Source organism: Streptomyces katrae, from assembly GCF_000717655.1.
In the GTDB taxonomy this organism is placed as follows: Bacteria; Actinomycetota; Actinomycetes; order Streptomycetales; family Streptomycetaceae; genus Streptomyces; species Streptomyces katrae_B.
Genome location: NZ_JNZY01000020.1, coordinates 67451 through 92960, shown reverse-complemented (window position 1 = coordinate 92960; position 25510 = coordinate 67451). Strand labels below are relative to the sequence as shown.

The following is a 25510-nucleotide window of genomic DNA, read 5'->3' as shown; positions in this document are numbered from 1 at the left end:
GAAGAAGTGAAGACGTTGGGTGACATCTGCTGCCAGATGTGACAAAACGGGCACTGGTGGGTACAACAAGGGGCGGCACGACGGGCGACGCATCACCCGGAGCGGGAATCTATACCGCCGACCGGACGTTGACCGGATGACGACGACAGCGACACCTGTCCTGTGGGCGACAAGCCCGGGAGGCACGATTCATGAGTGAGCGAGCTCTCCGCGGTACGCGGCTCGTGGTTACCAGCTACGAGACGGACCGCGGCATCGATCTGGCCCCGCGCCAGGCGGTGGAGTACGCATGCCAGAACGGACATCGATTTGAGATGCCGTTCTCGGTTGAGGCAGAGATTCCGCCGGAGTGGGAGTGCAAGGCGTGCGGCGCCATGGCACTCCTGGTTGACGGGGACGGGCCCGAAGAGAAGAAGGGCAAGCCTGCGCGAACGCACTGGGACATGCTCATGGAGCGGCGCACCCGCGAGGAACTGGAGGAGGTGCTGGCCGAGAGGCTGGCGGTCCTGCGTTCCGGCGCCATGAACATTGCCGTGCATCCGCGGGACAGCCGCAAGTCCGCCTGACAGCCGGACACGGAGAACGAAGCCGAGGGCCCCTGCCACGAACTGTGGCAGGGGCCCTCGGCTTCGTTCGTTTGCGGTCCGGCTGCGCCGGACGCCGGTACGGCCTGTGCCCTAAGGGGCTCAGGGCGCCAGCGGAGGCCGGTACCCGGCGTCCGGGCCCGGCTGCCGGGGCTCGTCCTCGCGGATGACCTCGCCCTGGACGACCTTGCCGTCGGGGTAGTGGATGCGGGCCTGCCGGAAGGCGTCACCGAAACTGCCGGCCGGGCCCGTGGCCATCTTGCGCTCCAGGGAGCCCGCGACCCGGCGGCCGATCCACGCCCGGACGGGCGGGAGCAGGCAGAGCAGGCCGACCACGTCGGAGACGAGGCCCGGCAGGATCAGGAGCAGGCCGGCCAGCATCGTGAGGCCGTTGCCACTGCCCGGCTGCTGCGGGGTGGGCTGCTGGCCGTGCTGAGCCTGCTGGAAGGTGGTCGTCAGGTTTTTGAAGGCACGCCGCCCCGCCCGCTTGATGACCACGACGCCGAGCACGATTCCACCCGCGAGCAGCGCGGCGACGGTCAGCCCGCCGGCCGCGCCCGCGACCAGGCTGAGCAGCCAGATCTCCAGGATCAGCCAGGCGGCGACCGCCAAGGGGAGGAACGTGCGGGCGCGCGAGCGCCGCCGGGGAGCCGTCGAGAGGGGAACGCCGGTCGTCATGACACCCAGTGTGCCTGGGGCGGCGTAAAAGCGACCTCAGCCGGAGGTACCGGACATCCCCTAAGGGGTACCGGGCACCTGTCAGTCGCGGTTTCCGCCCTTGTCCGTGCCCTTGTCCGTGCCCTTGTCCGTGCCGTTGTCCGTGCCCTTGTCCGTGCCTTTGGGCTTGTCCTGGCCGGTCAGCTTCGCCGCGTGGGCCTTGAGCCCCCACTGGGTGACCCGCCACAGGGCCTCCACGACGATGTCCCTGCTCATCTTGCTGTCGCCGAACTCACGCTCGACGAACGTGATGGGCACCTCGACGACGCGGAAGCCCTCGCGCACGGCCCGGCGGGCCAGGTCGACCTGGAAGCAGTAGCCCGCAGAGGCCACCTCATCGAGGCCAAGACCCTCCAGGGTCTCGCGGCGGAAGGCGCGGTAGCCGCCCGTCACGTCGCGGATCGGGACGTCGAGCATCAGCCGCGAGTACGTCGAGCCGCCGCGGGAGAGGAACTCGCGGCTCTTGGGCCAGTTGACCACCCGGCCGCCCGGCACCCAGCGCGAGCCCAGCACGAGGTCGGCGCCGGCCAGCGCGGTGAGCAGCCGCGGCAGCTCCTCCGGCTGGTGGGAGCCGTCGGCGTCCATCTCGACGAGCACGCCGTAGTCGCGCTCCAGGCCCCAGGAGAAGCCCGCCAGGTAGGCGGCGCCGAGACCCTCCTTGCCCCTGCGGTGCAGGACGTGCACGTGGTCGTCGCCGGCCGCCAGCTCGTCGGCGAGCTTGCCGGTGCCGTCGGGGCTATTGTCGTCCGCGACCAGGATGTGCGCCTCGGGCACCGCCGCGCGCACGCGGGCGACGATCGGCCCGATGTTCTCCGCCTCGTTGAAGGTCGGAATGATCACCAAGGCCGTGCCGAGCGGTCCGTGGCTTCGCTGTCCGCCGTCGCTCACTGAGTCCGCCTTCGTGTTCTTGTACGTCCTGTCACAGAGGATGACTTTAGAACAGTGGTCGGGGCCCGCGGTCCTTCGGGCCGGTCAGGCTCCCGCTGGCTGCGGGTCTCCGTAACCGTTGTCTACTGGGCCGCAGGGCCCCGACGCGGGGCCACCCTCCCCCGAGCTCCCTTCGGAGCAGGGGGGACCCCCATCCCGACGAAACCTTCCCTCGCCCCCGAGGCGCGGGCGCGCTGAGCAGACGGATCCGCCCGGTACGGACGTCCGGTGGTGGACCCGGCCGAACCTATCCGGGTCCGAGCGCCCGTACCGAACCGAGGCCGACCGGATCACCCCTGTGGCCGTACGAATACCTCCCGCCCGCCGACGACCGTGGCGAGGCACACCGGCAGTTCCCGGCCGGGGGTCAGGTCGGGCAGTCCGGGGGTCCCGGAACGGGGGTCCGTGGACCAGCGGGCGACCCGGTCGTCGGGGGCCTGAACGACCAGTTCGGCGGTCTCCCAGAGCGCGTAGTCGGCGGGGGCGCCGGGCACCAGCACGCCCGCGCCGTCGCGGCCCAGGGCCCGCCAGCCGCCCCGGGTGTGGGCCGTGAAGGCGGCCCGTACGGAGATCCGGTGCTCGGGGGTGCGGTGGAAGGCGGCCGCCCTGACGGTGCCCCAGGGGTCGAACGGGGTGACCGGGACGTCGGAGCCGAAGGCGAGGGGCACACCGGCCTTGAGCAGCGCGGCGAAGGGGTTGAGGGTACGGGCGCGCTCCGCGCCGAGCCGGTCGGCGTACATGCCGTCCTCGCCGCCCCAGGCGGCGTCGAAGGCGGGCTGCACGGAGGCGGTGAGACCGAGGTCCGCGAAGGCGGCGATGGTGGCGGGGGTCATCATCTCGGCGTGCTCGACGCGGTGCCGGGCGGCGCGGATGCGGGCCGGGCCGACCTTTTCCGCGGCGGCGCGCACGCCCTCGACGACGGCGGTGAGGGCGGCGTCGCCGATGGCGTGGAAACCGGCCTGGAGGCCCGCCTCGGTGCAGGCGGCGACGTGCTCGGCGACCTCGGCGGCGTCGAGGTAGCCGGTGCCGGTGTGGCCCGCGTCGGTGTACGGGGCGTGCAGGCACGCGGTGTGGGAGCCGAGGGCGCCGTCCACGAAGAGGTCGCCGGCGGCGCCGATGGCGCCGAGCGCCTTGGCCTGTTCGAGGTCCCGGTCCGCCCAGTACCCGAAGACGCGGGGTCCGGGCCGTTCGCGGGCGAGGTTGAGGAGGTCCGCGAAGTCCTCGGCGGAGGAGATGTCGGGCCCGCCGCACTCGTGGACGGAGCCGATGCCGAGGGAGGCGGCCCGGTCGAGGGCGGCCCGCTGGGCCTCGGCGCGCTGGGCGGGCGTGACGGCGGCGAGCGCGGCCCTGCGGACGGCGTGGTGGTCGTCGCGGGTCAGCGGCTCGTCGCCGCGGACGGAGACGGCCGGGACGAGGTCCAGCAGGGCGGTGGTGGCCACGGCGGAGTGCACGTCGATGCGGCTGAGGTAGAGCGGCCGACCGCCGGCGGCCTCGTCGAGCTCCTCGCGGCGGGGCGCGCGGCGCTCGGGCCACCGGGAGGCGTCCCAGCCGTGGCCGAGGAGCACCCGGTCGGCGGGGCGGCGCTCGGCGTACGCGCGGACGAGGCCGAGGGCGTCGGAGAGGGAGGCGGCGCCGGTGAGGTCCAGGCCGGTGAGGGCGAGGCCGGCGGAGGTGGTGTGGACGTGCGCGTCGGTGAAGGCGGGGGTGACGAGCGCCCCGCCGAGGTCGACGACCTCGTCGACGCCCTGGGCGAAGGCGTCGGCGGCGCCTTCGGAGCCGACCCAGGCGATGTGTCCCCGCTCGACGACCATCGCGGTGGCGAAGGGGTCGGCGGGGCTGTGTACCTCGCCCCCGCGCAGGAGGACGGTCCGTTCGGATGCGGGGGCGCCGGCGGCGTCGACGGAGCTGGCGGTGCGGTCAGTCATGCCCTCAGTTTCGCGGGTCCGGGGACCCGCCTCGACCGCGCCCCCGCGGGGCGCGGCGGAAAAGGCGTCACACGCGGGGCGGGCGGGCCTCGTACGGGGTGGAGAGGACCACCGTGGTGCGGGTCGAGACGTGGGCGAGGGCGCGCAGGCGGCCCAGGAGGTCCTCCAGCTCCAGCGGGGTCGCGACGCGGACCTTGAGGATGTAGTTCTCGTCGCCGGCGACGCTGTGGCAGGCCTCGATCTCCGGTACGCCGGCCAGCCGGTCCGCGATGTCGTCCGGCGCGCTCGGGTCGAAGGGCTTCACCGAGATGAAGGCCGTCAGGGGCAGGCCGACGGCTTCGGGATCGACGACGGCCGCGTATCCGCGGATCACCCCGCGCTGTTCCAGACGGCGTACTCGCTGGTGGACGGCCGATGTGGACAGTCCGGTGGCCTTGCCCAGGTCCGTGTAGCTCATCCGCCCGTCCCGCACGAGCAGATCCACGATCTGGCGGTCCAGCTCCTCCATTGCGCTCATAGCCGCTCAACCTAAGGCCCAAGGGCGCTTCAGGCACAGTGCTGTCCACGTACAAGTGGCACCTGCGTCGGGCATGTGACCAAGGCCACAAGGGTATGCAGGCGTACGCCGGGATGTTGTGGTTACTCGTGCCGCGCGGCGGGAAGTGCTTCGTGTGGCCGAGGCCGCAGAACCTGCCCGCCCGGCCCACCCAAGGGGGAGTACAACCATGCTGAACACCAAGCGTGCCGGTCGCACCGAACCGGAGCCCGCGGAATTCGCCGAAACCGGGTACGCGGACGACGGGGAGTACCTCGAAGACGTCGACGGTTTCGATATCCACCACGCGATCTGCCCCGACTGCGGCCAGTCGATCGCCCTCGTCGCGGACGAGGAGTACCTGCCGGAGCATGCACTCTGCCTGACCCCGTGGAACCCGTTCGGGCTCACGGTGTGCGCGGGCACGGGCCGCCCGGCGTCCGAGGCGCTGCCGACCGTGGGCATGGGCATCGAGGAGCCCCAGGAGCTCGAGGTGGTTCTGCTGGACCTGCCGCAGGGTCTGGACTGGCGGACGCAGCCCTTCTCGCACGTCGGCGGTCCCGGTTCGCGTCCCGTGCGGATGCCGGCGCCGACGCTGCTGCCGCAGATGCGGCAGCACGCGCAGGCGGCCTGAGGACTTTCCCGGCCGGATCCACCGCGCATCCGGCGCCGCCGGATGGTCCGGATCTGCCGGATCTACCAGTAGGTGCCCTGCACCATCGCCGCGAGGCTGGCGTGGTGCAGGATCAGGCCGTCCGGGTCCGCGGGGACCTCGACCTCCCCGAAGTACGCCTGCCGGTAGGCGATCCGCAGCATCACGATCCCGTGCCGCAGGGCGGCGTACAGGGTGTGGAACTCCATGTCCCGCGGGGTGTGGCCGGTGAGTTCGGCGTACCGGCGCTCCAGGTCGGCGCGGCGCAGGAAGTCCGGCAGGCCGCTCTGGCCGAAGCCGACGGTCAGGTCCTGGAAGAAGCGGTGCAGGTAGACGGTCCAGCCGAGGTCGACCTCGCGCGGGGCGTAGGCGGCCATCTCCCAGTCCAGGACGGCCACCGGCCGGAAGCCGCCGGCTTCGTAGACGACGTTGCCGATGCGGGCGTCGCCCCAGTTGAGGACGGCGGGGCCCTCGTCGGCGGGCCACAGCTCCTCCAGCCGGTCGAAGGCCCGCTCCAGCAGCGGTGACGGCGCGAGTCCGCCGACCACCCAGGCGTAGTAGGCGCGTTGGGCGTCGACGTGCCGGCGCAGCGGGCTGCCCGTGCCCTCGGGGAGGAGGAACTCGGCCTCCTTGGCAGGGAACTGGTCGTGCAGCCGGGCCAGCAGCGAGATGCTCGCCTCCTGGAGTTCGGCGCGTTCGGAGTCGCTCGCGGCGTGCAGCCAGTTTCCCTCGTACGTGTAGGGCATGACGTCGGGCGGGACCCGGCCTTCGGCGCGGGCCATGACGAAGAACGGCGCCCCGAGCGGGCCGGGGTCCTGTTCCAGCCACAGCACGCGCGGTACGGGCAGGTCGGTGTGGGCGGCGACCAGGCTCATCACGCGGTGCTGGCGGGGCATGTCGTACGTGGGGAAGACGCTGTAGGCGGCCGGGTCGGCGGCGAGGCGCAGGGCGCAGGCGCGGACCGGGGTGTCGGGGTGCTCGATGTCGAAGAGCAGGGTCTCGCTGGACATGCCGTTGGATCCGGGGACGGAGATGCCTGTGATCTTCGCGCCGGGGAGCTCGGCGTCGAGCCAGGCGGCGAGGCGCCGGCCGAGATCCTCGGGTTCGCGGGTGGAGGTGCGCGGGCGTGGTGCCGGTGCTGCCATGACTTCCCCTTTCTTCTGCTGGCTTCTTGTACGGGGCGTCGCTACGGGGCCACTGAGCCGTAGTCGGTGAAGCCGCTCGGGTCGTGGCGGCCGAAGCTGCCGTGCTCGAAGATGCCGAAGCCGGTGCGGCCGTCGAGGGTGAAGCGGGCGGAGTGGTCGGTGACGCCGAAGGCGGCCATGGGGTGGGCGGCGGGGTCGGAGAGGTCGTAGACGCGGCGGTCGGTCCAGCCGCGGCCCTGCCAGGTGCCGTGCTGCCAGTCGGCGGCGGGCGGGTAGCCGGCGCCGACGGCGAGCGGGGAGGAGCCCAGGATCTCGACGCCGAGTTCGAGGGGTTTGCGGGCCGGGTCGGCGAGGTGGACGACGGCGCTCTCGGGGTGACGGGTGCCGGGGCGGTAGCGGATCTCGGTCTGGGGCCAGCCGAGCTGTACGTCGCGGCGGCCGCTGTCCTCGGGGAAGACCTGGACGGCCTCGTTCAGGGTGCGGTGCCCGTCGGCGTCCTCCTGGGCGATGACCATGACGAAGCGGTCCTCGAAGCGGACCGGGATCCAGAGCCAGTGGAAGCCCTCGGGCCGGTACTCCTCGGCGGCCCGGCCGCCGTCCTCGCCGGGTATGGGGCGCACGCCCCAGCTGCGGTCGCGGGTGCCGGTCCACTCGGCGGCGGTGAGGGTGTGCTGCTCGCCCTTGGCGCGGATGGTGCCGGTGACGCTGCCCGCCTGGACGAAGCGGCGCCCTTCGAGCATGAGGCGGTCGCCGCGCCGCTGGACGTGATGGGGTTCCCAGACGGCGGGGAACTCGGCGGTCCAGGTGATGTCGTACGAGAGCCCTGCCGGGTCGGCGGGGTCGGCGTCGCACTGGAGGGTGATCCGCTTCAGGGGTTCGTCGACGACGATCCGCAGGGGGCCGACGGAGAGGTTCATGCGGTCGTCGGTGAGGGCGTCGGAGGCGCGGACGGCGAGGAGTTCGTCGCCTGTGCGGAGGGTGGCGTAGGCGTCGATGACCCCGGCGTTGGGGTACACGCCGAGGCCGAGGATGAGGACGGCCCGGCCGGCGTGGTCGAAGACGTGGAAGATGCAGCGGTCGTAGGCGTTCCGGTCGCCGCTGACGAGGTGCTTCATCGACAACGGGGCCTGGTGGACGGGGTATTCGTCGAGGGGTACGGGTCGGTCCGCGGGCATGGCAAACCTCCTGGGCGGGGCGGTGGCGCGGGGGTGCGGGGCCGCGGGGCGCGGCGTCGGTTCGAGCGGATATGACGGTACGTCAGAAACCGTGTCCTGGGCCAGACTTCTGTCACTCCCTGACAGCCCGGCACGTCTGGTCACAGGCGGGGAGGGCGCGGCGGGGACACCTCGAACGGATCCCCGGAGGGCGGGGGCGGTTACCAGCGCGTCGGGTGGCGCGTTGGCGCTGTATGACCACGCTCGAAACCCCTGGGGCAAGAACGGGACGACGGCGGCGGCCGACCCCGCCCGGCTACGAAGAATCGGTTCCGCAGCGGCAGCCCGATCCGCCGATCTACTGTGCGCTGCTGGCCCGCTGGGCCGACGACGGCCGCACCCTGCCGGGCCGGCGCGATCCGGAGTGGTCCCGGGTCGTCTCCTCCCCGATCTGGCCGAGCGGCCAACTCCACGGCGGCTGAACCGGCGCGCCGTGCAGCCGGTTCGTCGACTTTCGTGTCGCGGCGGGCGATTACGTCACGGGGTGTCCGGGGCCTGGCGGGACTTGAGCCGGGCGCGATAGGCGCGGGAGCGGCAGGGCGCCGAGCAGTAGCGGGGCGGTCGGCCCTGCCGCTGGGCGGCGACGACCGGGAGCGGGCGGTCGCAGCCGGGGCAGTGCGGCGGGCTCCCGGCCCCGGCTCGGGTCCCGGCTGCGGTTCCGGCCCTGGGCTCCTGAAGGTTCGGCCCTGGGGCCGGCGCGGCGGCAGCCGGGGCTTCCCGGACGGGGGCTTCCTGCGCGGGCACCGCCGGGGCGGCGACCGGGTGGCCGGTCAGGCCGTTTCGTTCCGCGATCACACCCGCCTGGAAGCGGCTGTGCGCCCCGAGGCCGTCCAGGAGCTCGGAGACGTGGCGACGGCAGGTCCGCAGGGAGACTCCCAGTCGCCGGGCGATGGACTCGTCCTTGAGCCCCTTGGCGAGCAGTACCAGGATGGTCCGTTTCATGGCCTCCGACACGCCGTGGGCCGCCTGCGGGCCGGTCGCGAAGGGCGTGGCATTCTCCCAGTCCCGCTGGAAGACGTCCAGCAGATAGCCGATCAGGTCGGGCTCGCGGATGACCAGCGCGCCACCGGACCGCGCGGGCAGCAGGGCGAGCTGGCCGTCGACCAGGATCATCTGCGGGAGCACCTCGGGCAGCGTGCGGATCTCCGCACCGGCACCGATGAGCCGTTCGGCGTGCACCCGGGTCGCCTGGTCGAAGCGGGTGGCGTGCTGGTAGAGGCTGTGCATCCGGACCCCGCGGGCGAGCAGGGCCAGGTCCCGGGGCAGCGCCTCGCGCAGCGCGGCCGGCGGGAAGGAGCCGCCGTGCTTGGAGACCAGGACCTCACTGCGGCAGGTGTCGATGACCTCGGTGAGGAGCGCGCGGACCGCGAACTGGTCCGGAAGGTGGTCGATGGTCCCCTCGGGGAAGGTGTCCCGGCGGGCCTGGAGGTAGACGGGAACCAGGGCGCTGAATCCGTCGCGCTGGCGCTGGAGTTGTTCCCGCTGCTCCCGTAAGGCCGCCTCGTGGACCCGTAATTCGGTCTCCTTCTCGGCGAGGACCTGGGCGCCGGCCGACTGTGGGCTCACCGCCCGCCAGCCCGCGCCGGCGTCCCCTTCTCCCCCGTTGTCCCCGGGCAACGGCTGGAACAGGTACACCTCGGCGAGTTGCGCGATCGCCCCTCTGCAGACCTGCTCGCTCAGGCCGGTCTCCGCCGCGGCGCGTGGCAGCGTCTCGGATGTGAGCCGGCCGTGGACGAGGGCCCACCGGTACAGCAGCGTCGCCGGTTCATCGAGTCGGGGTACGCCTGTTCGTGCATCCGCGCCCATTTCCACCGCTTGCCTCCTAAACGTGCATGGCATCCACATGATCCCTTCCAGGCCTGCCGGGTGCCAGCGGGCCCTGGCAGAGTCGTCCTCGTAACCGGCGTAACCGGCGTAACCGGCGGAACCAGCGAAACCGGCGTCTGATTGCGTGTCCCCATGCCTTGCCTGACAGAGGAGTTGCCGTGATCGTCAAAACCCTGCGACTGACTGCGGGACTGGCCGTCGTGGCCTGCCTGTGGGGCGGCGCCGCCGTCTCCGGCCACGGCACCGACACGGCCGGCGGCCCGGCCGGCTCCGGCACCCGGGCCACCGCCGGCTCCGCACTCGCCGGCGCAGCCGACGACGGACGCGGCAACGGGCACGGAGGCGGCGGACACCACGGCGACAAGCCCTGCCCCGTGACCACGGCGTGGGGCAGCTCCGTGTGCCCCGGCAAGCCGCTGAACTGAACCATCCGGGAGACCGGGTGCGGGGGCGGCGGACACCATCCGCCGCCGGTTGGGCGGATGTGGGCCCGACCCAGTCTCCTTCTCTTCTTCTCCCCCTGCTTCCCCCTCGATGAGCCCGGCGCCGCCGCGGCGTGATGAGGCATGCCCGAAAGGAATCCCCATGAGATCAGGCACCGCAGCCACGACCCGGCGCCGCTCGCTCGCCGTCGCCCTCTGCGCGGGCACGGCCCTGCTGCTCGGCGTCGGCGGCGTCGCGACCGCCCAGGCGGCCACGGCCGGTTACCGGGAGCCGGGCGGGACGTACCCGTCCTTCTCGCAGTGCATCCAGGCCGGCTCGCTGAGCGTCGCGCTCGGCCTGTACAGCCGCTACGAGTGCAACCCCACCTGGAACAACCAGTACCAGCTGTTCTACGTCGACTGATCCGCCCCTCCGCCCCCGCTCACGACTCGAAGGGATACACCCCCATGCAGCTGACCCGTTCCCGGGCCCGGTGGGCCACCGCGCTCTCCGCCGTCGCCGCGCTGGCGGCGGGTGCCACCGCGCTCGCCCCCGCAGCCCAGGCCGCGCCGGTCGCCGGCCCGTCGCCCGTCGCGGCGTCCTCGGCCCGCAGTACGGACGTCGTTTTCAGCAACAGCACCAGCCAGCAGCTGACCCGGGTCAGCTCCTCCCTGCCGCACGGGTGCTGGAACAACGACGCCTTGCCGCCGGACTACATCGCCAAGGGCATCACCACCTCCTGGGGCAGCCGCTCGTGCGGCATGCTCACCGGGACGGAGGGCTACACCACCTACCGGGTCACGGCGACCGGGCAGCAGATCAAGATCCACTGGAACAACCCGTACGCCGGCTCGAACAGTTACAGCTGTGAGGCGCCGACCGGCTACGCCTGTTCCCGGACCGGTGGGGGCGGCGACAACGCCACCGTCAACTTCACGCTGACCGGCGGACCCGCGGCGTTCTCGGCCCAGGCCGCGTCGACGGAGATGACGGCCCAGGCCGCCCGCAGCACCGTCGTCCGCGTGATCAACAACAGCGGCACGCTGCTCGCCAGGACCGGGGCCGGGCTGTCCCACGGCATCTGGACCGGCAACAACCTTCCGCCGTCGCTGATCAACCCCGGCGCCAATGCCTCCTGGGAGAGCGAGTCGGAGGGTGTCATGACCGGAACCGAGGGCTACGCGAACTACACGATGGCGGGCGGCGGCACGGTCGCCATCCGCTGGGACAACCCCTTCTCCGGCAGCAACAAGTACCAGTGCCAGGTCCCCGCGCCGCACCGCTGCACCACCTCGGGCGGAGGCGGCGACAACGCGTTCGTCACCTTCTCGGTGAACTGATGCCGGCACCCGTTCCGGCCGCAACCGACGCCCGCCCTCTCGTACGAAGGAATCCGATGCGCAAGACCCTTCCCGCGGCTCTCCTCGGCCTCGCCCTGCTCGGCGCGGCAGCTCCCGCCTCCCAGGCCGCCACCGAAGCACCGTCCGCCCTGCCCGCCGCCCAGCCCGCGTCGATCCAGCAGGTTCAGCTCGGCTGGGACCTGACAGGCAACCAGCGCGACGCCGCTGCCGCGTACACCCGCTTCATCCGCTCGCTCCACGAGAGGGCCGGCACCATCCTGCGGGGCCACGGCGACAACACCGTGTGGCAGACCAACGCCGGCAACGAGGTCATCGAGGTCATCGTCGCGCTGCCCGAGGGCCGCCGGCTCAGCCTCTACCTGACCACGCAGAACCTGTACCTGCGCGGTTTCGCGACCACCGGCGGCGGCGGTCCCGTCTTCCAGTTCACCGACCCGGAATACAACCTCGGTCACATACTCGGCCGCAACGCGGTCAATCTCGGCTACAGCGGCAGCTACGGCAGCAGCAACGGCAATCGGGGCCTGGAGGTGGGCGACGCCAACAACAGGCAGTTGCAGATCAGCCTGGTCGGCCTCCAGGGCCACTTCCAGACGCTGTGGCGGCACGCGGCCAACGGCGACCAGGACCGGGACGCCGTGCGGCGCGCCCTGGTCCACGCGATCGCCGCGGTCGGCGAGGGGACCCGATTCCGCAATATCGAGAGGACCGTGCGCAGCGGGATCGCCTCGTCCTCGTCCATCACCTCTCAGGAGGCCCAGGAAGAGAACCAGTGGGGGCCCGGCTCCACGTACATGCTCAATGAAACGGCCCATCCGGGCGCGGGCGGCTCGTTCAACCTCGGCGGTGCCACCCGCCGCGGTTTCAGCGAGATGTCCGATTACATCTCGATGGTCAAGCGACCCGGGTGACGACGTGACGCGGGGCTGCGCCGGCCCGGAGCCGGCGCAGCCCCGTCGCCGTCAGCGCGACTCGGGACCTGCCAGGTGGCGGGCGATGACCATGCGCTGGATCTGGTTCGTGCCCTCGACGATCTGGAGGACCTTCGCCTCGCGCATCAGCCGCTCCACCGGGAAGTCCGCGGTGTACCCGTAGCCGCCGAGGACCTGGACCGCGTCCGTGGTGACGGCCATGGCGGCGTCCGTGCAGAACAGCTTGGCCATCGCCGCCTGGCGGGAGAACGGCTTGCCCGCGTCGCGCAGTCGCGCCGCCGCCAGGTACAGCGCCCGGCCGGCCTCGATCTTGGTCGCCATGTCGGCGAGCATGAAGCGCAGGCCCTGGAAGTCCGCGATGGGGTGCCCGAACTGCTTGCGGTCCAGGGCGTACGTGAGGGCCTCGTCCAGAGCGGCCTGCGCGACGCCGATGGCGCAGGCGGCGATGCCCAGGCGGCCCGCGTCCAGGGCGGCCAGCGCGATGGTGAAGCCCTGGCCCTCCTCGCCGATGCGGCGGGTGTCCGGGACGCGGACCCCGTCGAAGTGCAGCTGGGCGGTGGGCGAGCCCTTCATGCCCATCTTCTTCTCGGGGACGGCGGCCGTCAGGCCCTCCGCGTCGCCCGGCACCAGGAAGGCCGTGATGCCCTTGGGGCCCTCGCCGCCGGTGCGCGCGAGGACGGTGTAGAAGTCGGCGACCCCGCCGTGGGTGATCCAGGCCTTGGTGCCGGTGATGATCCAGTCGTCCCCATCACGTACGGCCTTGGTGGTCAGCGAGGCGGCGTCGGAGCCCGAGGCGGGCTCCGAGAGGCAGTACGCGCCGAGGAGGCCGCCGCCGAGCATGGCCGGCAGGTGGGCCTTCTGCTGCTCCTCGGAGCCGTATCCGGCCAGGCCGTGGCAGGACAGGGAGTGCACGCTGACGCCGAGCCCGACGGTCAGGCGGGCCGCCGCGAGCTCCTCCAGGACCTGGAGGTAGACCTCGTACGGCTGCTCGCCGCCGCCGTACTCGCCCGCGTACGGGAGACCGAGCAGGCCGGCCTCGGACAGCAGGGTGAAGATCGCACGCGGGAACTGCCCGGCGTCCTCCTCCTCGGCGGCCACGGGTCGGATCTCCCGCTGGGCGATCTCTCGTACGAGCGCGAGGAGGTCCCGGGACTCCTCGGTGGGCAGCTGTCGGTCCACCGGCTGCGGGGCGCGGTCAGTCATGGCGGCGCTCTCCTCCCTCGTCGGGCACGGCGGCGACGCGTGAGGTGTGGGACGCGCCGCCGGGTCTCGGTGCTCTCACAGCCGATACTGCCCTCCCGGATCACGGAAGGGGCAGTTCAGTGGCTGCGGCGGCTTGAGTATGCCCGATCAGGAGCGTCCCGTCACCGGGGCAAGATCACCGGCCTCCTCGAACGCCCCTTCGAGAAGGGGCGGCGGCGGACACTCCGGGACGAATTCCCCGATCACCGTCAGCGTCGCGCGCAGCTGGCGTACGAGCAGGGCGCCGAGCCGGGCCCGGTCGGGCTGCGGTGACACGTCCTCGGCGTCGGCCCCCACCGCGGGGTCCGCCCCGGCGTTCGCATCCGCATCCGCATTCGCATCCGCATCCGCGCCGGCATCGGGCCCGGCCTCGGCGTCGGCGACGACAGCGTTGTCAGAGGCTTCCGCAGGGGCGGCCCGTGCACCGATCCACTCCAGGGTGGTCCCCTCGACCGCGGACAGCCAGCCCACGAGTGCGAGCCGGGCGATCGGCGGGACGGTGCGGCGTCCGTACGCGCCCTCGGCGATGGTGGCCACCAGCTCCTCGCGGACCGCGTCGCGGATCGCCAGCACCTCGGCGTCGGAGCCGACTCCCCCGGTGACGATGGTCCGGTAAGCGGCCTGGTGGTGCTCGGCGTAGTACAGGTAGCCGTCGATGGTGCGGCGCACCCGCTCGACGTTGGGCAGGTCCGGTTCCCCGGCGGCGCGGGCGACGAGCTCGGCGACCGAGTCCTCGACGATGGCGAGGTAGTAGCCGCGCTTGCTCTTGAAGTAGTAGTAGATCAATCCCTTGGCGACGCCCGCCTGTTTGGCGATGTCGTCCATGGAGAGCGCGTCGTACGACGTATCGGCGAACAACTTGCGGCCGATTGCTATGAGTTCGGCCCTGCGGACCTGCGAACGGCCGGTCGCACCACGCTGTTGACTATTATTCAAATTCGGCCCCAGCCTCGAACTGCCACAGGATGCCCGCAGTATGGCAGACCTGCCTCATTCCACTTCCCCTGCGCACCGGACGACGTACGGGAGGCACTTCGACGGGCACGAACAGGGGCACGGACCAGGGCCAGGGCCCGGGCCACGACCCGGACGAGGCAGCGGACCACGACGCTGCCGGCGGCGCGAAGGCCGGGTCGACTGGAGGAAGTCGGCCGCGGTCGCCCTGCCCGCGCCGGCCGCGGTCGGGGCGATGGCCGTGGTCGTGGCGCAGGGCGCGCTCGCCGCGTCGTTCGCCGTTTCGGGTACGGGCTTCCAGGTCTCCTCTTCCAGGCTGACCAGCAAAGGCCTGGCCTCGGACGTGCAGACGGACCGCTCGGTCGACGGCACGGGGCATCCGGTCGCACTGCTGGGCATCGGGGAGGCCACGCTCACCGAGATCTGCCAGTCCGCCGAGGTGGACACTCCGGTGGGCAAGGTGGTCTTCAAGCTCACCGCCGGCGGCCCGGCCGGGGAGGTCACGGCCGGCAGCCTGGTCATCGACGGCGAGGACCTCTACGGCGACGCCACCTTCGGCACGGCGCAGACCGGCCGGGACGCCTCGACCCTCGACCAGGTGGACGGGGTCAAGGGGCAGCCGGGGAAGTTTGGCTTGCAGGCCGGGCACATCGAGGTCGTCGGCGTCAGATCGCACGCCTGGTCCGCGACCGGCGGGAACTTCCGCCTCAAGGGCATGCGGGTGAGCGTCGGCCTGGACGGCAAGCGGTGCTTCTGAGCCCTCGGCTGCGGCTGCCGTGGGCGCAGCGGCGGCGCCGGCTGCGCGCCTGGCGCTGGACCCGGCCGTTCTGGGGCGGGCTGCCGGTGCTCCTGGGCGGGGCCGCTCTCCCGCTGACCGTGCTGGTGAGCCTGGGGCTCGGCGGGATCGCGGCGGTCGGGATCGGCGCCGCGCTGATGGCGGCGGGCCTGTTCCTGTGGTTCGTGCCGCAGGCCCGGGCGTACGTCTGCGTGCACGCCCTGCTGGTGTCGGTGCTGTCGTTCGTGGCGACCAACCTGGCGGTTTCCTCGCCGGCATGCTGCTCGGGATCGCCGGGAGCGCACCGGCCTTCGGGTGGACGCCGCTGCCCGGCGGGGCGCCGGACGAGGCGGGTTCGTACGAGGAGGGCGCGAACGCGCAGCAGCCGGGCGGCAGCGGGCCGCGCGCCCTGGCCGCCGTGCTGCCGGTGCTGCAGGCGGCCGCGCTGGTGACGGGAGCCCCGCCGGCCAGAGCGGCGGCCTTGCCCCAGGGGCCGCCGACGGCCCCCCGGACTCCCCCGACGGTCACCACGTCGCTCTTCGCCCCGCACCGCAGGGCTTCGCCTTCGCGGGCGCACCCGAGGTCGCGACCGCCGACGGGCCGCTGAAGGTGCTCGTAGTGAAGATGCGCGCCGCTTCGCTCACCGACTACCGGCTGCGCACTCGCGACGGCCGCGAGGAGTACGGCTGGCCGCCATGTCCCGGACGCCCCCGGTCCAGGGGGCCTCGGGTCAGAGCCAGCCGACCTGGGTGACGAACATGGCGACGACGACCACGAGCGTCCAGCCGAGCACGTGCTCCAGCCACTTGGAGTGGTCCTTGGGGCCGCCGGTGCGGACGAGGTTCCGGGCGCGGGAGGCGAGGGCGGAGTTGTATGCGGTCATGCCGTCCAATGTGACAGCGTTTGCGGCTTTCGCGGTAGAGATGCTCGTCACTCGTGGCGCGTATCACGTCCCGGCACGCCACCGGGCCCCGGCCGGCTCGCGGTCGGGGCCCGGCGTGTGCGGATGTCAGCCGGAGACGGCCCGGTTGCGGCCCGCCATGCCCGCCATGGCAAGGGCGAGGCACAGGGCGACGCCGCCGGTGATCACGTTGCTGACCACGGTGCGGGTCGTGCTGACATCGCCGGCGATGACCCACGGAGCCACGATCGTCCAGGCTCCGATGGCGACCGCCGTCCAGGCCATCGCGTGAGTGCGTTCATAAGCGGAGCCGAGTCCGCTCATGCACAGGCAGTACGCCAGGCCGGCGATCAGGTTGTTGATCGCCAGCGAGCTGAGCCCGCTGAACCCGGCGATCCACGGCGAGGCCGCCAGGTACAGGCCCGTGATGAGGGCCAGCGCCTCCACGGTCTGCGCGGCAGGGGTGCTGGTGACCCGCTCGAACCGCGAGCGCATCTCGGCGAGGTCGGGGTGGTGTTCGATGCTGTGGGTGGTCATGGCGGGCCGCCTCCTGTAGAAGCCTTTATATGCCCTTTACGACTTTATGTTCCGCTTATCTGTGCCCCGGGTCAACGGGAACTTCCGACGCTCGGATCACAGCACCCCCACCGCCCGCAGGGCCGCGATCTGGGCGAGGCTCGGGCGGGCCGGGGCGTACAGGTAGCAGATGCCTCCGGAGCCGGAGGCGACCTTTCCGGTGGAATCGTGACGCTTCGTCCGCAACCACACGTTTTCCCACTCTCGCCGCTTGTACACGCGGCGGACGGCCGTGTTGTCGCGCGAATTCGGGTCGTTGGCGATCACGTCCCCGGCCGCGGTGAAGCCGATGACGGCCATCAGGTGGCCGGCGGTGCCGTAGCCCGCGCCCGTGAGCTCCTCGGTACGGAAGGACTGCGAGGTGATCGCCGGGATGCCCGCCCGGACCAGGATCTCCAGGTCGGCGAGGGAGCGCAGCCGGGTGACGACCCCGGCGAGTCCGCTGTAGGTGGCCGCGTACGCGGCGTTGAAGGGCCAGTTGCCACAGCCCTTGTACGCACTGTCGTAGGTGTAACGGGCCGCGTGGCAGACCTGCGGGTCGGCGTAGCGGGAATCGACCCAGGCCAGGTCCTCGGCCGCGGGCTTGCGGCCCCAGTACTCGATGATCATCTGGGAGGAGGTGGGGCTGCACCAGGCCTCGCCGCCGGCGTCGTACTGGGGGTACTGGCCGGTGTGGATCTCCTGCGAGTAGCGCGGGACCTTCAGCTCGTGGGCCGTGCCCGAGGGGGCGGAGGCGGGGACGGTGTACCGGTCCGGTACGTCGGAGACCATGGCCCCGGCCAGCCACACCGTCGGGCCCTGGGCGGCTCCCGGCTTGCGGTGGAGGGTCAGGCGCAGCTGCCAGTGCGTGATCCGTACGCCGTTCGCCCGCGCGGGGGCGTCGACGGCCAGGGTGTCGGTCCACACGGTGGAGGTGCCGTCGGTCTGGCCGTCCACGGAGGTGCGCCGGATGTCGCCGTCGCCGGAGGCCCAGCGGCCCAGTACGTACCAGGGGGTGGTGGCGCCGCTGCCGTAGGCGGCGCGCAGTTCGACCTGGATCCAGGTGCCGGGCGGGGTGTGGGCGTTCCAGGAGGCGATGGCCTCGGTGCCCGGGACGGCGGAGCCGTGTACCGGGGAGGTCCAGGCGGCGTACTCCCAGGTGCCTTTCCTCCCGGTGTGCGGGTCGGTGTACTCGGTGCGGCCGGCCGGGGCCTCGATCACCAGGCCGGGGCGGTCGCCGGCGAGGGCGGCGGTGCCCCGGTGGGTGCCGGCCCGCCAGTGGGCGTACGAGTACCAGAACCGGTTGTCGACCGTCACGCCGGCGGCGGCTTCGGCGGCCACCGCTTCGGCCGGCGCGCCTTCCGCGGCTCCCGATCCGGACTGCGCGCCGCCTCCGTGCGTTCCGGCCGCCGAAGCACTGCCGCCGGGGACGGTGGCCGCGGTGGCCGCTGCGAGGGCGAGGGCCAGCAGGGCCCTGCGGGGTGTGGGTGCGGTCATCGGTGTGGCCCCCAGGGGTCGGTGCGGTGGATCGGCTGCTCCACCCTTCCAGTTCCCGCCCACCCGGCGGCGAAGCCGGGGCCCGTGTCGGGGGTGACGCGGGGCGGGGGCCGGGGGGGCCATACGCTGGCCGGGTGGAGCCTCAGCAGTCACTTCAGTCCCTCGCGCGCGAACTCGCCGCCCTGCCGCCCTCCCTCGGCCCCGTCCGGCTGATCGGGATCGACGGGCACGCCGGGTCCGGGAAGAGCACGTTCGCCGGGCTGCTCGCGAAGGCGCTGGGCGGGGCTCCGGTGCTGCACCTGGACGACGTGGCCACCCACGAGGAGCTCTTCGAGTGGCCGGAGCGGCTGCGCGCCCAGGTGCTGGAGCCGCTGTCCGCCGGGCGGGCGGCCCACTGGGCCCCGTACGACTGGGTGGAGCGCCGGTTCGGCCCGGAGCGGGTGCTGGAGCCGGCGCCGGTGCTGCTGATCGAGGGGGTGGGCGCCGGCCGGCGGGCGCTGCGCCCGTATCTGGCGCGGCTGCTGTGGATGGAGACACCGCGCGCGCAGTCCTGGGGGCGCGGACGAAATCGGGACGGGCGTGAACTTTCCGACTTCTGGGACGGATGGGAGCGCGCGGAGCTCGCGCACTTCTCGGATGATCCTTCGCGCCCCTTCGCCGACACTTTGGTACGCCAGAGCGGTACGGGATACGAGTGGTCTTCCGGGACGGATGCGACCGCCGGAAGGGCCGCTTCCGTCACCGAAGGTGACGGACTCCCCCGGGCCTGAGCCGCTCCGGAAAACCACCGTCGCGGGCCTGCACCGACCTGCTTGACCTGGCCCCCGGACCGGCCTTACGTTCTGAATGCGCGGTCTTTCCAGGCTGCAGCGGACGCGAAGCCCCCGATTGTTCCCCCGTGATCGGGGGCTTCGCTCTGCCCCCGCCCGGCTCGGAGCCGGCGCCGCAGGGGCCCGGCCTCCCCGAAACCTTCACCCTGAGTCACCTTGTGCGCCCCGGAACCCGGTCGACCGGTGCCCGCCGCACCCTACGTATGGTGCGTAGCCGCAGGTACGATGCAGCCCTGATTTCATCGGCGCAGTGGACAACTCGCGGGCGCAACGCGGGGGTTGCTGTGCACCACGGGGGCAGGCTTGTGGGGGATGTGATGGATTTCGGCACGCCGGGCACGCACGCCCCGGCCGAACTCGCCTGGCTGCGCGGAGTGGACGCCTGCACGATGGGCGCCTATCCGCAGGCCGAGGAGGAGTTCCGGGCGGCCGTACGACTGGATCCCTCGATGGCCGACGCATGGCTGGGCCTGCACGCGCTCCGGGTGGACACCACGAACGCCTTATTGCGCATGTACGCCCACCGCGACCGCTTCGGCGAGCAGCGGGCCCGCCACCGGCGGACGCTGAACTCCTGGTACTGGCTCGGCTGGTGGGTGCAGCCCGTCCTGGAGAGCCGGCGCGACCTCCTGCTGGCCCACGCCTCGCACTGGCTGGACGGCCGGCACGTCCCCGAGCTGGACCAGGCGCTGGCCGCACTGCCGCCGGTGGACACCGATGCGCAGGTGCGGTTCCTGCACGCCTGCCGGGCCTACCTGGTCAAGGACTGGGAGCAGCTGGTGCGGCACACCGAGCCGCTGGTGGACGATCCGCTGCTCGGGATCGAGGCGGGCCTGTTCGGCGGGATGGCCCGGGTCCGCCTCGAGATGTACGGGCAGGCCGAGCCGATGCTGTCGGCGGCGTTGATGCGGTGCCGCAGCGAGCAGCCGCAGCGCAAGGAGCTGCGGTACTGGCTGGCCCGGGCGCACGAGGGGACCGGGCGCAGCGCGGCGGCGCTGCCGCTGTACCGGGCGGTGCACCGGGTGGACCCGGCGTTCATGGACACGGCGGCCCGGCTGACGGCGATCGAGGACAGCGACTACGTCGACGGGGCCGACGGATACGCCGGGTACGCCGCGTCCGGATACGAGGGCCACGCCGGGCACGATCTCTCGCCGGTCGGCGGGGATTTCGCGGCGGTGGCCCTCGGCGGCGGCCCCGTCCAGGACATCGCGGCGGACGGGCAGGTGGAGCAGGACCCGCTGATCGCGCCGGAGCCGGATCCGCGGTTCGGGGCTCCGGGTACGGGCACGGGCCGGGCGGAGGGCGTGCGCCGCAAGGTGGCGGTACCGCCGCAGACCGCGCCCGGAGGCCTGCCGGCGGGCCCGTCCGATCCGGCGCTGCTCGCCGAGGCGCTGGCGGAGCTGGAGCGGATGGTGGGCCTGGAGCCGGTGAAGCGGCAGGTGAAGGCGCTCTCGGCGCAGCTGCACATGGCCCGGCTGCGGGCCGGGCAGGGCCTGCCGGTGCAGCCCCCGAAGCGGCACTTCGTGTTCTCCGGGCCGTCGGGCACGGGCAAGACGACCGTGGCGCGGATCCTGGGCCGGGTCTTCTACGCGCTCGGGCTGCTGGGCGGGGACCATCTGGTGGAGGCCCAACGGGCGGATCTGGTGGGAGAGTTCCTCGGGCAGACCGCCGTGAAGGCCAATGAGCTGATCGATTCCGCGATCGGCGGGGTGCTGTTCGTGGACGAGGCGTACAGCCTCTCCAACACCGGATACACCAAGGGCGACGCCTACGGCGACGAGGCCCTGCAGGTGCTGCTGAAGCGGGCCGAGGACAACCGGGACCACCTTGTGGTGATCCTGGCCGGCTACCCCGCGGGGATGGACCGGCTGCTGGCCGCCAATCCGGGGCTGTCCTCGCGCTTCACCACCCGGGTCGACTTCCCCAGCTACCGCCCGCTGGAACTGACCGCGATCGGCGGGGTGCTGGCGGACGCGAACGGGGACTGCTGGGACGAGGAGGCCCTGGAGGAGCTGCGCAGCATCAGCGGGCACGTGGTGGAGCAGGGCTGGATCGACGAGCTGGGCAACGGCCGCTTCCTGCGCACCCTGTACGAGAAGAGCTGCGCGTACCGGGATCTGCGGCTGGCGGGGTTCCCCGGCGAGCCCTCCCGTGACGACCTGTCGACGCTGCGGCTGCCCGACCTGATGCAGGCGTACGGGGAGGTCCTGTCGGGCCGGGGCCCGCAGGACCGCGACCGCCCGGAGCCGCCGCCGCTGTAGCGGGGTGCCGGGGCCGGAGCCCCGGCACCCCGTGCCTCACACGCCGGCGGTGCTGGTCGCGCGGGGGCCGGTCCGGCGGCCCGGGATGCGGTGCGCGGGATCGCGTACCTCGCCCACGAGCATCTCCAGTACGTCCTCCAGGGCGACGAGGCCCAGCACCCGCCCGGCCGGGTCGGCGACCTGGGCCAGATGGGTGGCGTCCCGGCGCATGACGCTGAGCGCGTCGTCCAGCGGGAGGGTGGCGGACAGGGTGGGCATGCGGCGCCAGACCCGCTGGGGTACGGCCCGCTCCCGGTCCTCGACGTCCAGCACGTCCTTGACGTGCAGGTAGCCCATGAAGGCGCCGTTCTCGGAGCGGACGGGGAAGCGGGAGTAGCCGGTGCGGACCGTCAGCTGCTCGATCTGCCGCGGGGTCGCCGAGGGGCCGACCGTGACGAGCCGCTCCCGGGAGAGCAGGACGTCGGTGACCGGGCGGCTGCCCAGCTCCAGGGCATCCTCCAGGCGCTCCTGCTCGCCCGGCTCCAGGAGCCCGGCCTGCCGGGAGTCCTCGACGAGCCGGCCGAGCTGGGCGCTGGTGTAGACGGCCTCGACCTCGTCCTTGGGCTCCACCTTGAAGAGGCGGAGCACCAGGTGCGCGCAGGAGCCCAGTGCGCTGGTGACGGGGCCGCACAGCCGGGCGAACGCCACCAGGCCCGGGCTGAACCAGAGGGCGGTCTTCTCGGGCGCGGCCATGGCGAGGTTCTTCGGCACCATCTCGCCGATGACCAGGTGCAGGAAGACGACGGCGGCGAGCGCCACCGCGTAGCCGAGCGGGTGGATCACGCCCTGCGGGATGTGCGCCGCGTGGAAGAGCGGCTCCAGCAGGCGGGCCATCGTCGGCTCGGCTACCGCGCCGAGGGTCAGGGAGCAGACGGTGATGCCGAACTGGGCCGCGGCCATCATCCGCGGCAGGTTCTCCAGGCCGTGCAGCACCTGGCGGGCCCGCTTGGACTCCTTGGCCAGCGGCTCGATCTGGCTGCGCCGTACGGAGACGAGCGCGAACTCGGCGCCGACGAAGAAACCGTTGGCCAGGACCAGGACCAGGGCGAAGAGCAGTTGGAGGGCGTTCATCGGCCGGCGCCTTCCAGCTGGGCCGGCTGCGGCGACCGGACGTCCGGGGAGGCCTGCCGGCCGGGCGCCGTGCGTACGGAGCCGGCCGCGTCGATCCGGACGGTGGCACGGGCGGCCTCGGGGCCCGTCCCGTGGGCGGAGGCGGGGACGGTACCCAGCCGGACCAGCCGGACGCGTTCGGCGCGGTTGCGGCCGACCTGGCGGACGGACAGCCTCCAGCCGGGCAGTTCGGCGCGGTCCCCGGGGGCGGGGATCCGCCCGAGCAGATCGGCGACGAGACCGGCGACGGTCTCGTACGGGCCTTCGGGCACCTCCAGGCCTATCCGGCGCAGGGTCTGCACCCGGCAGCTGCCGTCGGCCTCCCACGAAGGGCGGCCGTCCTCGGCGGGCACGGCGGCCAGTTCGGGGCCCTCGTCCTCGGCGAGGTCGTGCTCGTCGCGGACCTCGCCGACGAGCTCCTCCACGATGTCCTCCAGGGTGACGACCCCGGCGGTGCCGCCGTACTCGTCGACGACCACGGCCATCGGCTGCTCGCTGCGCAGCCGCTCCAGCAGCGGCTGCACCGGCAGCGAGCCGGGCACCAGCAGCGGGGCGACGCAGATCCGGCTGACGGTGGTGCGGGCGCGCTCGGACTCGGGCACGGCGAGGGCGTCCTTGAGGTGGACGACCCCGGTGACCTCGTCGATGCGCTCCCGGTAGACCGGGAACCGGGACAGTCCGGTGGCGCGGGTCAGGTTGAGCACGTCGGCCGCGGTGGCCGTGTGCTGGAGGGCGCTGACCTTCACCCGGGGGGTCATGACGTGCTGGGCCGTGAGCTCGCCCAGCGAGAGGGTCCGTACGAAGAGGTCGGCGGTGTCCTGTTCGAGGGCGCCGGCCTGGGCCGAATGGCGGACCAGGGAAACCAGTTCGCCGGGGGTTCGGGCGGAGGCCATCTCCTCGGCGGGTTCCACGCCGAGCGCCCGCACGAGGCGGTTGGCGACGGCGTTGAGGCCTGCGATGACCGGCCGGAAGGCCCTCGAGAAGACCTGCTGCGGGCCGGCCACGAACCGGGCCACCTGCAGCGGTCGGGAGACCGCCCAGTTCTTCGGGACGAGCTCGCCGAGGACCATCTGGACGGCGGAGGCGAGCAGCATGCCGATGAAGACGGCGATGCCGGAGACGGCTCCCGCGGGCAGGCCGGTCGCCGCGAGCGGCCCGGCCAGCAGTCCGGCGAGGGCCGGTTCGGCCAGCATGCCGACCACGAGAGAGGTGATGGTGATGCCGAGCTGTGTGCCGGAGAGCTGGAAGGACAGCTCCCGCAGGGCCTCGACCACCGTGCGGGCACGGCGGTCGCCGTCGGCTGCGGCGCGTTCGGCCTCGGGTCGTTCCACGGTGACGAGGCCGAACTCGGCCGCCACGAAGAAGCCGTTGGCGAGGATCAGGGCGAATGCCGCCACGAGCAGGAGTAGCGGGATGGTCATGCCGCCGCCTCCGTGGGGAGGGCGGCGCGGGTACTACCGGACGATCCGTCCATTGCTGGAGGGAGTCACTCCTCAAGTCGCAGGTTCCCCCGGACCTCGGGGTCCCGGGGGCCGGTGGGAGGGCGCACGGGTGCGCCCCGCCACCAGGGTAGTCACTGAGATCGCCGCCGCAATGGGACGCAGCGGTCGGCTGCGGCTCCGGTGCTTCGTACGGGGGCGGCTCGAGGCCCGTTCAGGGGCCGTTCGATGGATGTTCGACGTCCGTTCCAGGTCCGCGCGGCCGGCGGCTCAGCGGTCGTGCGGTCCGGTGCCCCGGGCCTCGGCGAGTGCGCGCAGGGCGCGGGCGTCGCCGATCGCCTGCTGCCTGGCCACTCCGGGCTGGATGCCGAGGGCGGGCAGGCTCGTGCCGTCGCTGAGGTCCAGGAACACCCACGGGTCGCCCGGGCGGAGGTTCACGCGCAGGATCTGCGCCCACTCCAGGCGGCGGGTGCTGGTCAGGTTGACGACGGTGACGCCCGCCTCGTCCGCGACCACCTTGGGGCGGCTGAGCAGGACGAGTACGGAGGTCAGCAGGACGGCGGTGAAGATGAAGCTCATCCGCTCCCCCGGCCCGAGGTTCTCCAGCAGGAGGGCGATCGCCGTGATGGTGGCGAACATGGCGAGCCCGACGCCCAGCAGGACGGCCCGCGTGCGGGTCGGCCGGAAGGTGATTGGCAGGGCGGGCGGTGCGGGCTGGGCGGCGGACTCGGCCATGATGCTGGTGATGCCTTCTGCAGGGGGGGTAGGACGTGCGGGTCAGAGACGGCAGGCGTGGATCGAGGTGGTGAGGATCGCCCGCGCGCCGAGCTCGTACAGGTCGTCCATGATCCGCTGCGCCTCCTTGGCCGGGACCATCGCACGGACGGCGACCCAGCCCTCGTTGTGCAGCGGGGAGACGGTCGGCGACTCCAGGCCCGGGGTGAGGGCGACCGCGCGCTCGAGGTGCTCGGCGCGGCAGTCGTAGTCCATCATCACGTAGCTGCGGGCCACCAGGACGCCCTGGAGGCGGCGCAGGAACTGCTGGGCCTGCGCGTTGTCGGCGTCGGCGCCGTTGCCGCGGATGACCACGGCCTCGGACGTGAGGATCGGCTCGCCGATGACCTCGAGGCCGGCGTTGCGCAGGCTGGTGCCGGTCTCGACGACGTCCGCGATGATCTGGGCGACGCCGAGCTGGATGGCGGTCTCGACCGCGCCGTCGAGGTGCACGACGGAGGCGTCGATGCCCTGCTCGGCGAGGTGCTTGGCGACGATTCCCTCGTACGAGGTCGCGATCGTCATCCCGTGGAAGTCCTCGGGGCCCTTCGCCGTGCCGGGCTTGGTGGCGTAGCGGAAGGTGGAGCGGCCGAAGTTCAGCGGGAGGATCTCCTCCGCGCTGGCGCCGGAGTCGAGCAGCAGGTCACGGCCGGTGATGCCGATGTCCAGCTTGCCCGAGGCGACGTAGATCGCGATGTCCTTGGGGCGGAGGTAGAAGAACTCCACCCCGTTCTCGGGGTCGAGGACCACGAGCTCCTTGGACTCCTTGCGCTGGCGGTAGCCGGCCTCATGGAGCATCGCCGACGCCGCTCCGGAGAGTGAACCCTTGTTGGGGACGGCGATGCGCAGCATGGGGCTTCCTTCAGTGCGTGGATTGCGAAAGGTGTG

26 protein-coding genes and 1 pseudogene are annotated in these 25510 nt (G+C 72.6%); 11 read left to right on the top strand and 16 right to left on the bottom strand.

The window, feature by feature from the left end:
- Window positions 1-191 precede the first annotated feature (191 nt).
- Window positions 192-566, top strand: coding sequence for an RNA polymerase-binding protein RbpA (locus IF09_RS0123815; protein WP_007262928.1), 375 nt, complete (start codon window positions 192-194; stop codon window positions 564-566).
- A gap of 120 nt (window positions 567-686) precedes the next feature.
- Here IF09_RS0123815 and fxsA read toward each other — a convergent pair whose 3' ends face one another.
- From fxsA to IF09_RS0123795, 4 genes are all read right to left on the bottom strand, one after another.
- Complete coding sequence (gene fxsA / locus IF09_RS0123810; RefSeq protein ID WP_030298911.1) at window positions 687-1262, bottom strand: FxsA family membrane protein; 576 nt, start codon at window positions 1260-1262, stop codon at window positions 687-689.
- An 81-nt stretch (window positions 1263-1343) separates the two neighbouring features.
- A complete protein-coding gene (locus IF09_RS0123805) occupies window positions 1344-2189 on the bottom strand; it encodes a polyprenol monophosphomannose synthase (protein ID WP_078613404.1) in 846 nt (281 codons plus the stop codon).
- 329 nt (window positions 2190-2518) lie between these two features.
- Window positions 2519-4153, bottom strand: a complete 1635-nt coding sequence (locus IF09_RS0123800; protein ID WP_030298909.1) for an amidohydrolase — start codon at window positions 4151-4153, stop codon at window positions 2519-2521.
- A gap of 67 nt (window positions 4154-4220) precedes the next feature.
- A complete protein-coding gene (locus IF09_RS0123795) occupies window positions 4221-4661 on the bottom strand; it encodes an Lrp/AsnC family transcriptional regulator (protein ID WP_030011705.1) in 441 nt (146 codons plus the stop codon).
- A 217-nt stretch (window positions 4662-4878) separates the two neighbouring features.
- Here IF09_RS0123795 and IF09_RS0123790 point away from each other — a divergent pair, with 217 nt between their 5' ends.
- Window positions 4879-5322 (top strand): hypothetical protein, encoded by a 444-nt coding sequence (locus IF09_RS0123790; protein ID WP_030298908.1) that lies wholly within the window; start codon window positions 4879-4881, stop codon window positions 5320-5322.
- A 62-nt stretch (window positions 5323-5384) separates the two neighbouring features.
- Here the strand turns inward: IF09_RS0123790 and IF09_RS0123785 are convergent, their stop codons facing one another.
- On the bottom strand, window positions 5385-6485 hold the full coding sequence (locus IF09_RS0123785) for a phosphotransferase family protein (RefSeq protein ID WP_030298906.1): 1101 nt from the start codon (window positions 6483-6485) through the stop codon (window positions 5385-5387).
- 41 nt (window positions 6486-6526) lie between these two features.
- On the bottom strand, window positions 6527-7660 hold the full coding sequence (locus IF09_RS0123780; protein ID WP_030298904.1) for a hypothetical protein: 1134 nt from the start codon (window positions 7658-7660) through the stop codon (window positions 6527-6529).
- A 233-nt stretch (window positions 7661-7893) separates the two neighbouring features.
- Between IF09_RS0123780 and IF09_RS43225 the strand changes: the two genes are divergently transcribed.
- On the top strand, window positions 7894-8121 hold the full coding sequence (locus IF09_RS43225; RefSeq protein ID WP_078613403.1) for a hypothetical protein: 228 nt from the start codon (window positions 7894-7896) through the stop codon (window positions 8119-8121).
- Between the two features lie 55 nt (window positions 8122-8176).
- Here the strand turns inward: IF09_RS43225 and IF09_RS0123775 are convergent, their stop codons facing one another.
- Window positions 8177-9505: a helix-turn-helix transcriptional regulator gene (locus IF09_RS0123775; protein WP_051832793.1), complete on the bottom strand. Its 1329-nt coding sequence runs from the start codon at window positions 9503-9505 to the stop codon at window positions 8177-8179.
- Window positions 9506-9684: 179 nt separating this feature from the next.
- On the opposite strand from IF09_RS0123775, the gene IF09_RS0123770 reads away from it, so the two are divergent.
- The 4 genes from IF09_RS0123770 to IF09_RS0123755 all read left to right on the top strand — a co-directional run bounded on the left by IF09_RS0123770 (window position 9685) and on the right by IF09_RS0123755 (window position 12221).
- On the top strand, window positions 9685-9951 hold the full coding sequence (locus IF09_RS0123770) for a hypothetical protein (protein ID WP_030298900.1): 267 nt from the start codon (window positions 9685-9687) through the stop codon (window positions 9949-9951).
- Between the two features lie 160 nt (window positions 9952-10111).
- Window positions 10112-10372: a hypothetical protein gene (locus IF09_RS0123765; RefSeq protein WP_030298897.1), complete on the top strand. Its 261-nt coding sequence runs from the start codon at window positions 10112-10114 to the stop codon at window positions 10370-10372.
- A 44-nt stretch (window positions 10373-10416) separates the two neighbouring features.
- The gene (locus IF09_RS43220; protein ID WP_051832791.1) at window positions 10417-11289 is read left to right on the top strand and encodes a hypothetical protein; all 873 of its coding nucleotides are present in this window, start codon (window positions 10417-10419) and stop codon (window positions 11287-11289) included.
- 56 nt (window positions 11290-11345) lie between these two features.
- Window positions 11346-12221, top strand: a complete 876-nt coding sequence (locus IF09_RS0123755; protein WP_030298893.1) for a ribosome-inactivating family protein — start codon at window positions 11346-11348, stop codon at window positions 12219-12221.
- Window positions 12222-12272: 51 nt separating this feature from the next.
- Here IF09_RS0123755 and IF09_RS0123750 read toward each other — a convergent pair whose 3' ends face one another.
- Both IF09_RS0123750 and IF09_RS47180 read right to left on the bottom strand, forming a co-directional pair.
- Window positions 12273-13445, bottom strand: coding sequence for an acyl-CoA dehydrogenase family protein (locus IF09_RS0123750; RefSeq protein ID WP_030298892.1), 1173 nt, complete (start codon window positions 13443-13445; stop codon window positions 12273-12275).
- 444 nt (window positions 13446-13889) lie between these two features.
- Window positions 13890-14420: pseudogene (locus tag IF09_RS47180) on the bottom strand (TetR/AcrR family transcriptional regulator); the annotation flags it as partial.
- Window positions 14421-14673: 253 nt separating this feature from the next.
- Between IF09_RS47180 and IF09_RS0123740 the strand changes: the two are divergent.
- Complete coding sequence (locus IF09_RS0123740) at window positions 14674-15195, top strand: DUF6230 family protein (RefSeq protein WP_051832781.1); 522 nt, start codon at window positions 14674-14676, stop codon at window positions 15193-15195.
- Window positions 15186-15665: a DUF6114 domain-containing protein gene (locus tag IF09_RS45720; protein WP_158710022.1), complete on the top strand. Its 480-nt coding sequence runs from the start codon at window positions 15186-15188 to the stop codon at window positions 15663-15665. The genes IF09_RS0123740 and IF09_RS45720 overlap by 10 nt, the downstream gene beginning before the upstream one ends.
- 278 nt (window positions 15666-15943) lie before the next feature.
- On the opposite strand, the gene IF09_RS44780 is transcribed toward IF09_RS45720, so the two are convergent.
- The 3 genes from IF09_RS44780 to IF09_RS0123720 form a co-directional block, all read right to left on the bottom strand.
- Window positions 15944-16096, bottom strand: a complete 153-nt coding sequence (locus tag IF09_RS44780; protein ID WP_106975121.1) for an SCO1431 family membrane protein — start codon at window positions 16094-16096, stop codon at window positions 15944-15946.
- Window positions 16097-16222: 126 nt separating this feature from the next.
- Window positions 16223-16651, bottom strand: coding sequence for an SPW repeat protein (locus IF09_RS0123725; RefSeq protein ID WP_030298886.1), 429 nt, complete (start codon window positions 16649-16651; stop codon window positions 16223-16225).
- Window positions 16652-16747: 96 nt separating this feature from the next.
- Window positions 16748-18166 (bottom strand): C39 family peptidase, encoded by a 1419-nt coding sequence (locus tag IF09_RS0123720; RefSeq protein WP_030298884.1) that lies wholly within the window; start codon window positions 18164-18166, stop codon window positions 16748-16750.
- A 134-nt stretch (window positions 18167-18300) separates the two neighbouring features.
- Here IF09_RS0123720 and IF09_RS0123715 point away from each other — a divergent pair, with 134 nt between their 5' ends.
- Window positions 18301-18936 (top strand): uridine kinase family protein, encoded by a 636-nt coding sequence (locus tag IF09_RS0123715; RefSeq protein WP_030298883.1) that lies wholly within the window; start codon window positions 18301-18303, stop codon window positions 18934-18936.
- 377 nt (window positions 18937-19313) lie between these two features.
- Window positions 19314-21260: an AAA family ATPase gene (locus IF09_RS0123710; protein ID WP_030298881.1), complete on the top strand. Its 1947-nt coding sequence runs from the start codon at window positions 19314-19316 to the stop codon at window positions 21258-21260.
- A 36-nt stretch (window positions 21261-21296) separates the two neighbouring features.
- Here the strand turns inward: IF09_RS0123710 and IF09_RS0123705 are convergent, their stop codons facing one another.
- The 4 genes from IF09_RS0123705 to hisG form a co-directional block, all read right to left on the bottom strand.
- Window positions 21297-22370 (bottom strand): hemolysin family protein, encoded by a 1074-nt coding sequence (locus tag IF09_RS0123705; RefSeq protein ID WP_030298879.1) that lies wholly within the window; start codon window positions 22368-22370, stop codon window positions 21297-21299.
- Window positions 22367-23830, bottom strand: coding sequence for a hemolysin family protein (locus IF09_RS0123700; protein ID WP_037635789.1), 1464 nt, complete (start codon window positions 23828-23830; stop codon window positions 22367-22369). The genes IF09_RS0123705 and IF09_RS0123700 overlap by 4 nt, the downstream gene beginning before the upstream one ends.
- A 288-nt stretch (window positions 23831-24118) precedes the next feature.
- Window positions 24119-24583, bottom strand: a complete 465-nt coding sequence (locus IF09_RS0123695) for a PH domain-containing protein (protein WP_030298875.1) — start codon at window positions 24581-24583, stop codon at window positions 24119-24121.
- Window positions 24584-24625: 42 nt separating this feature from the next.
- Window positions 24626-25474, bottom strand: coding sequence for an ATP phosphoribosyltransferase (gene hisG / locus IF09_RS0123690; protein WP_030298873.1), 849 nt, complete (start codon window positions 25472-25474; stop codon window positions 24626-24628).
- Window positions 25475-25510: the final 36 nt, after the last annotated feature.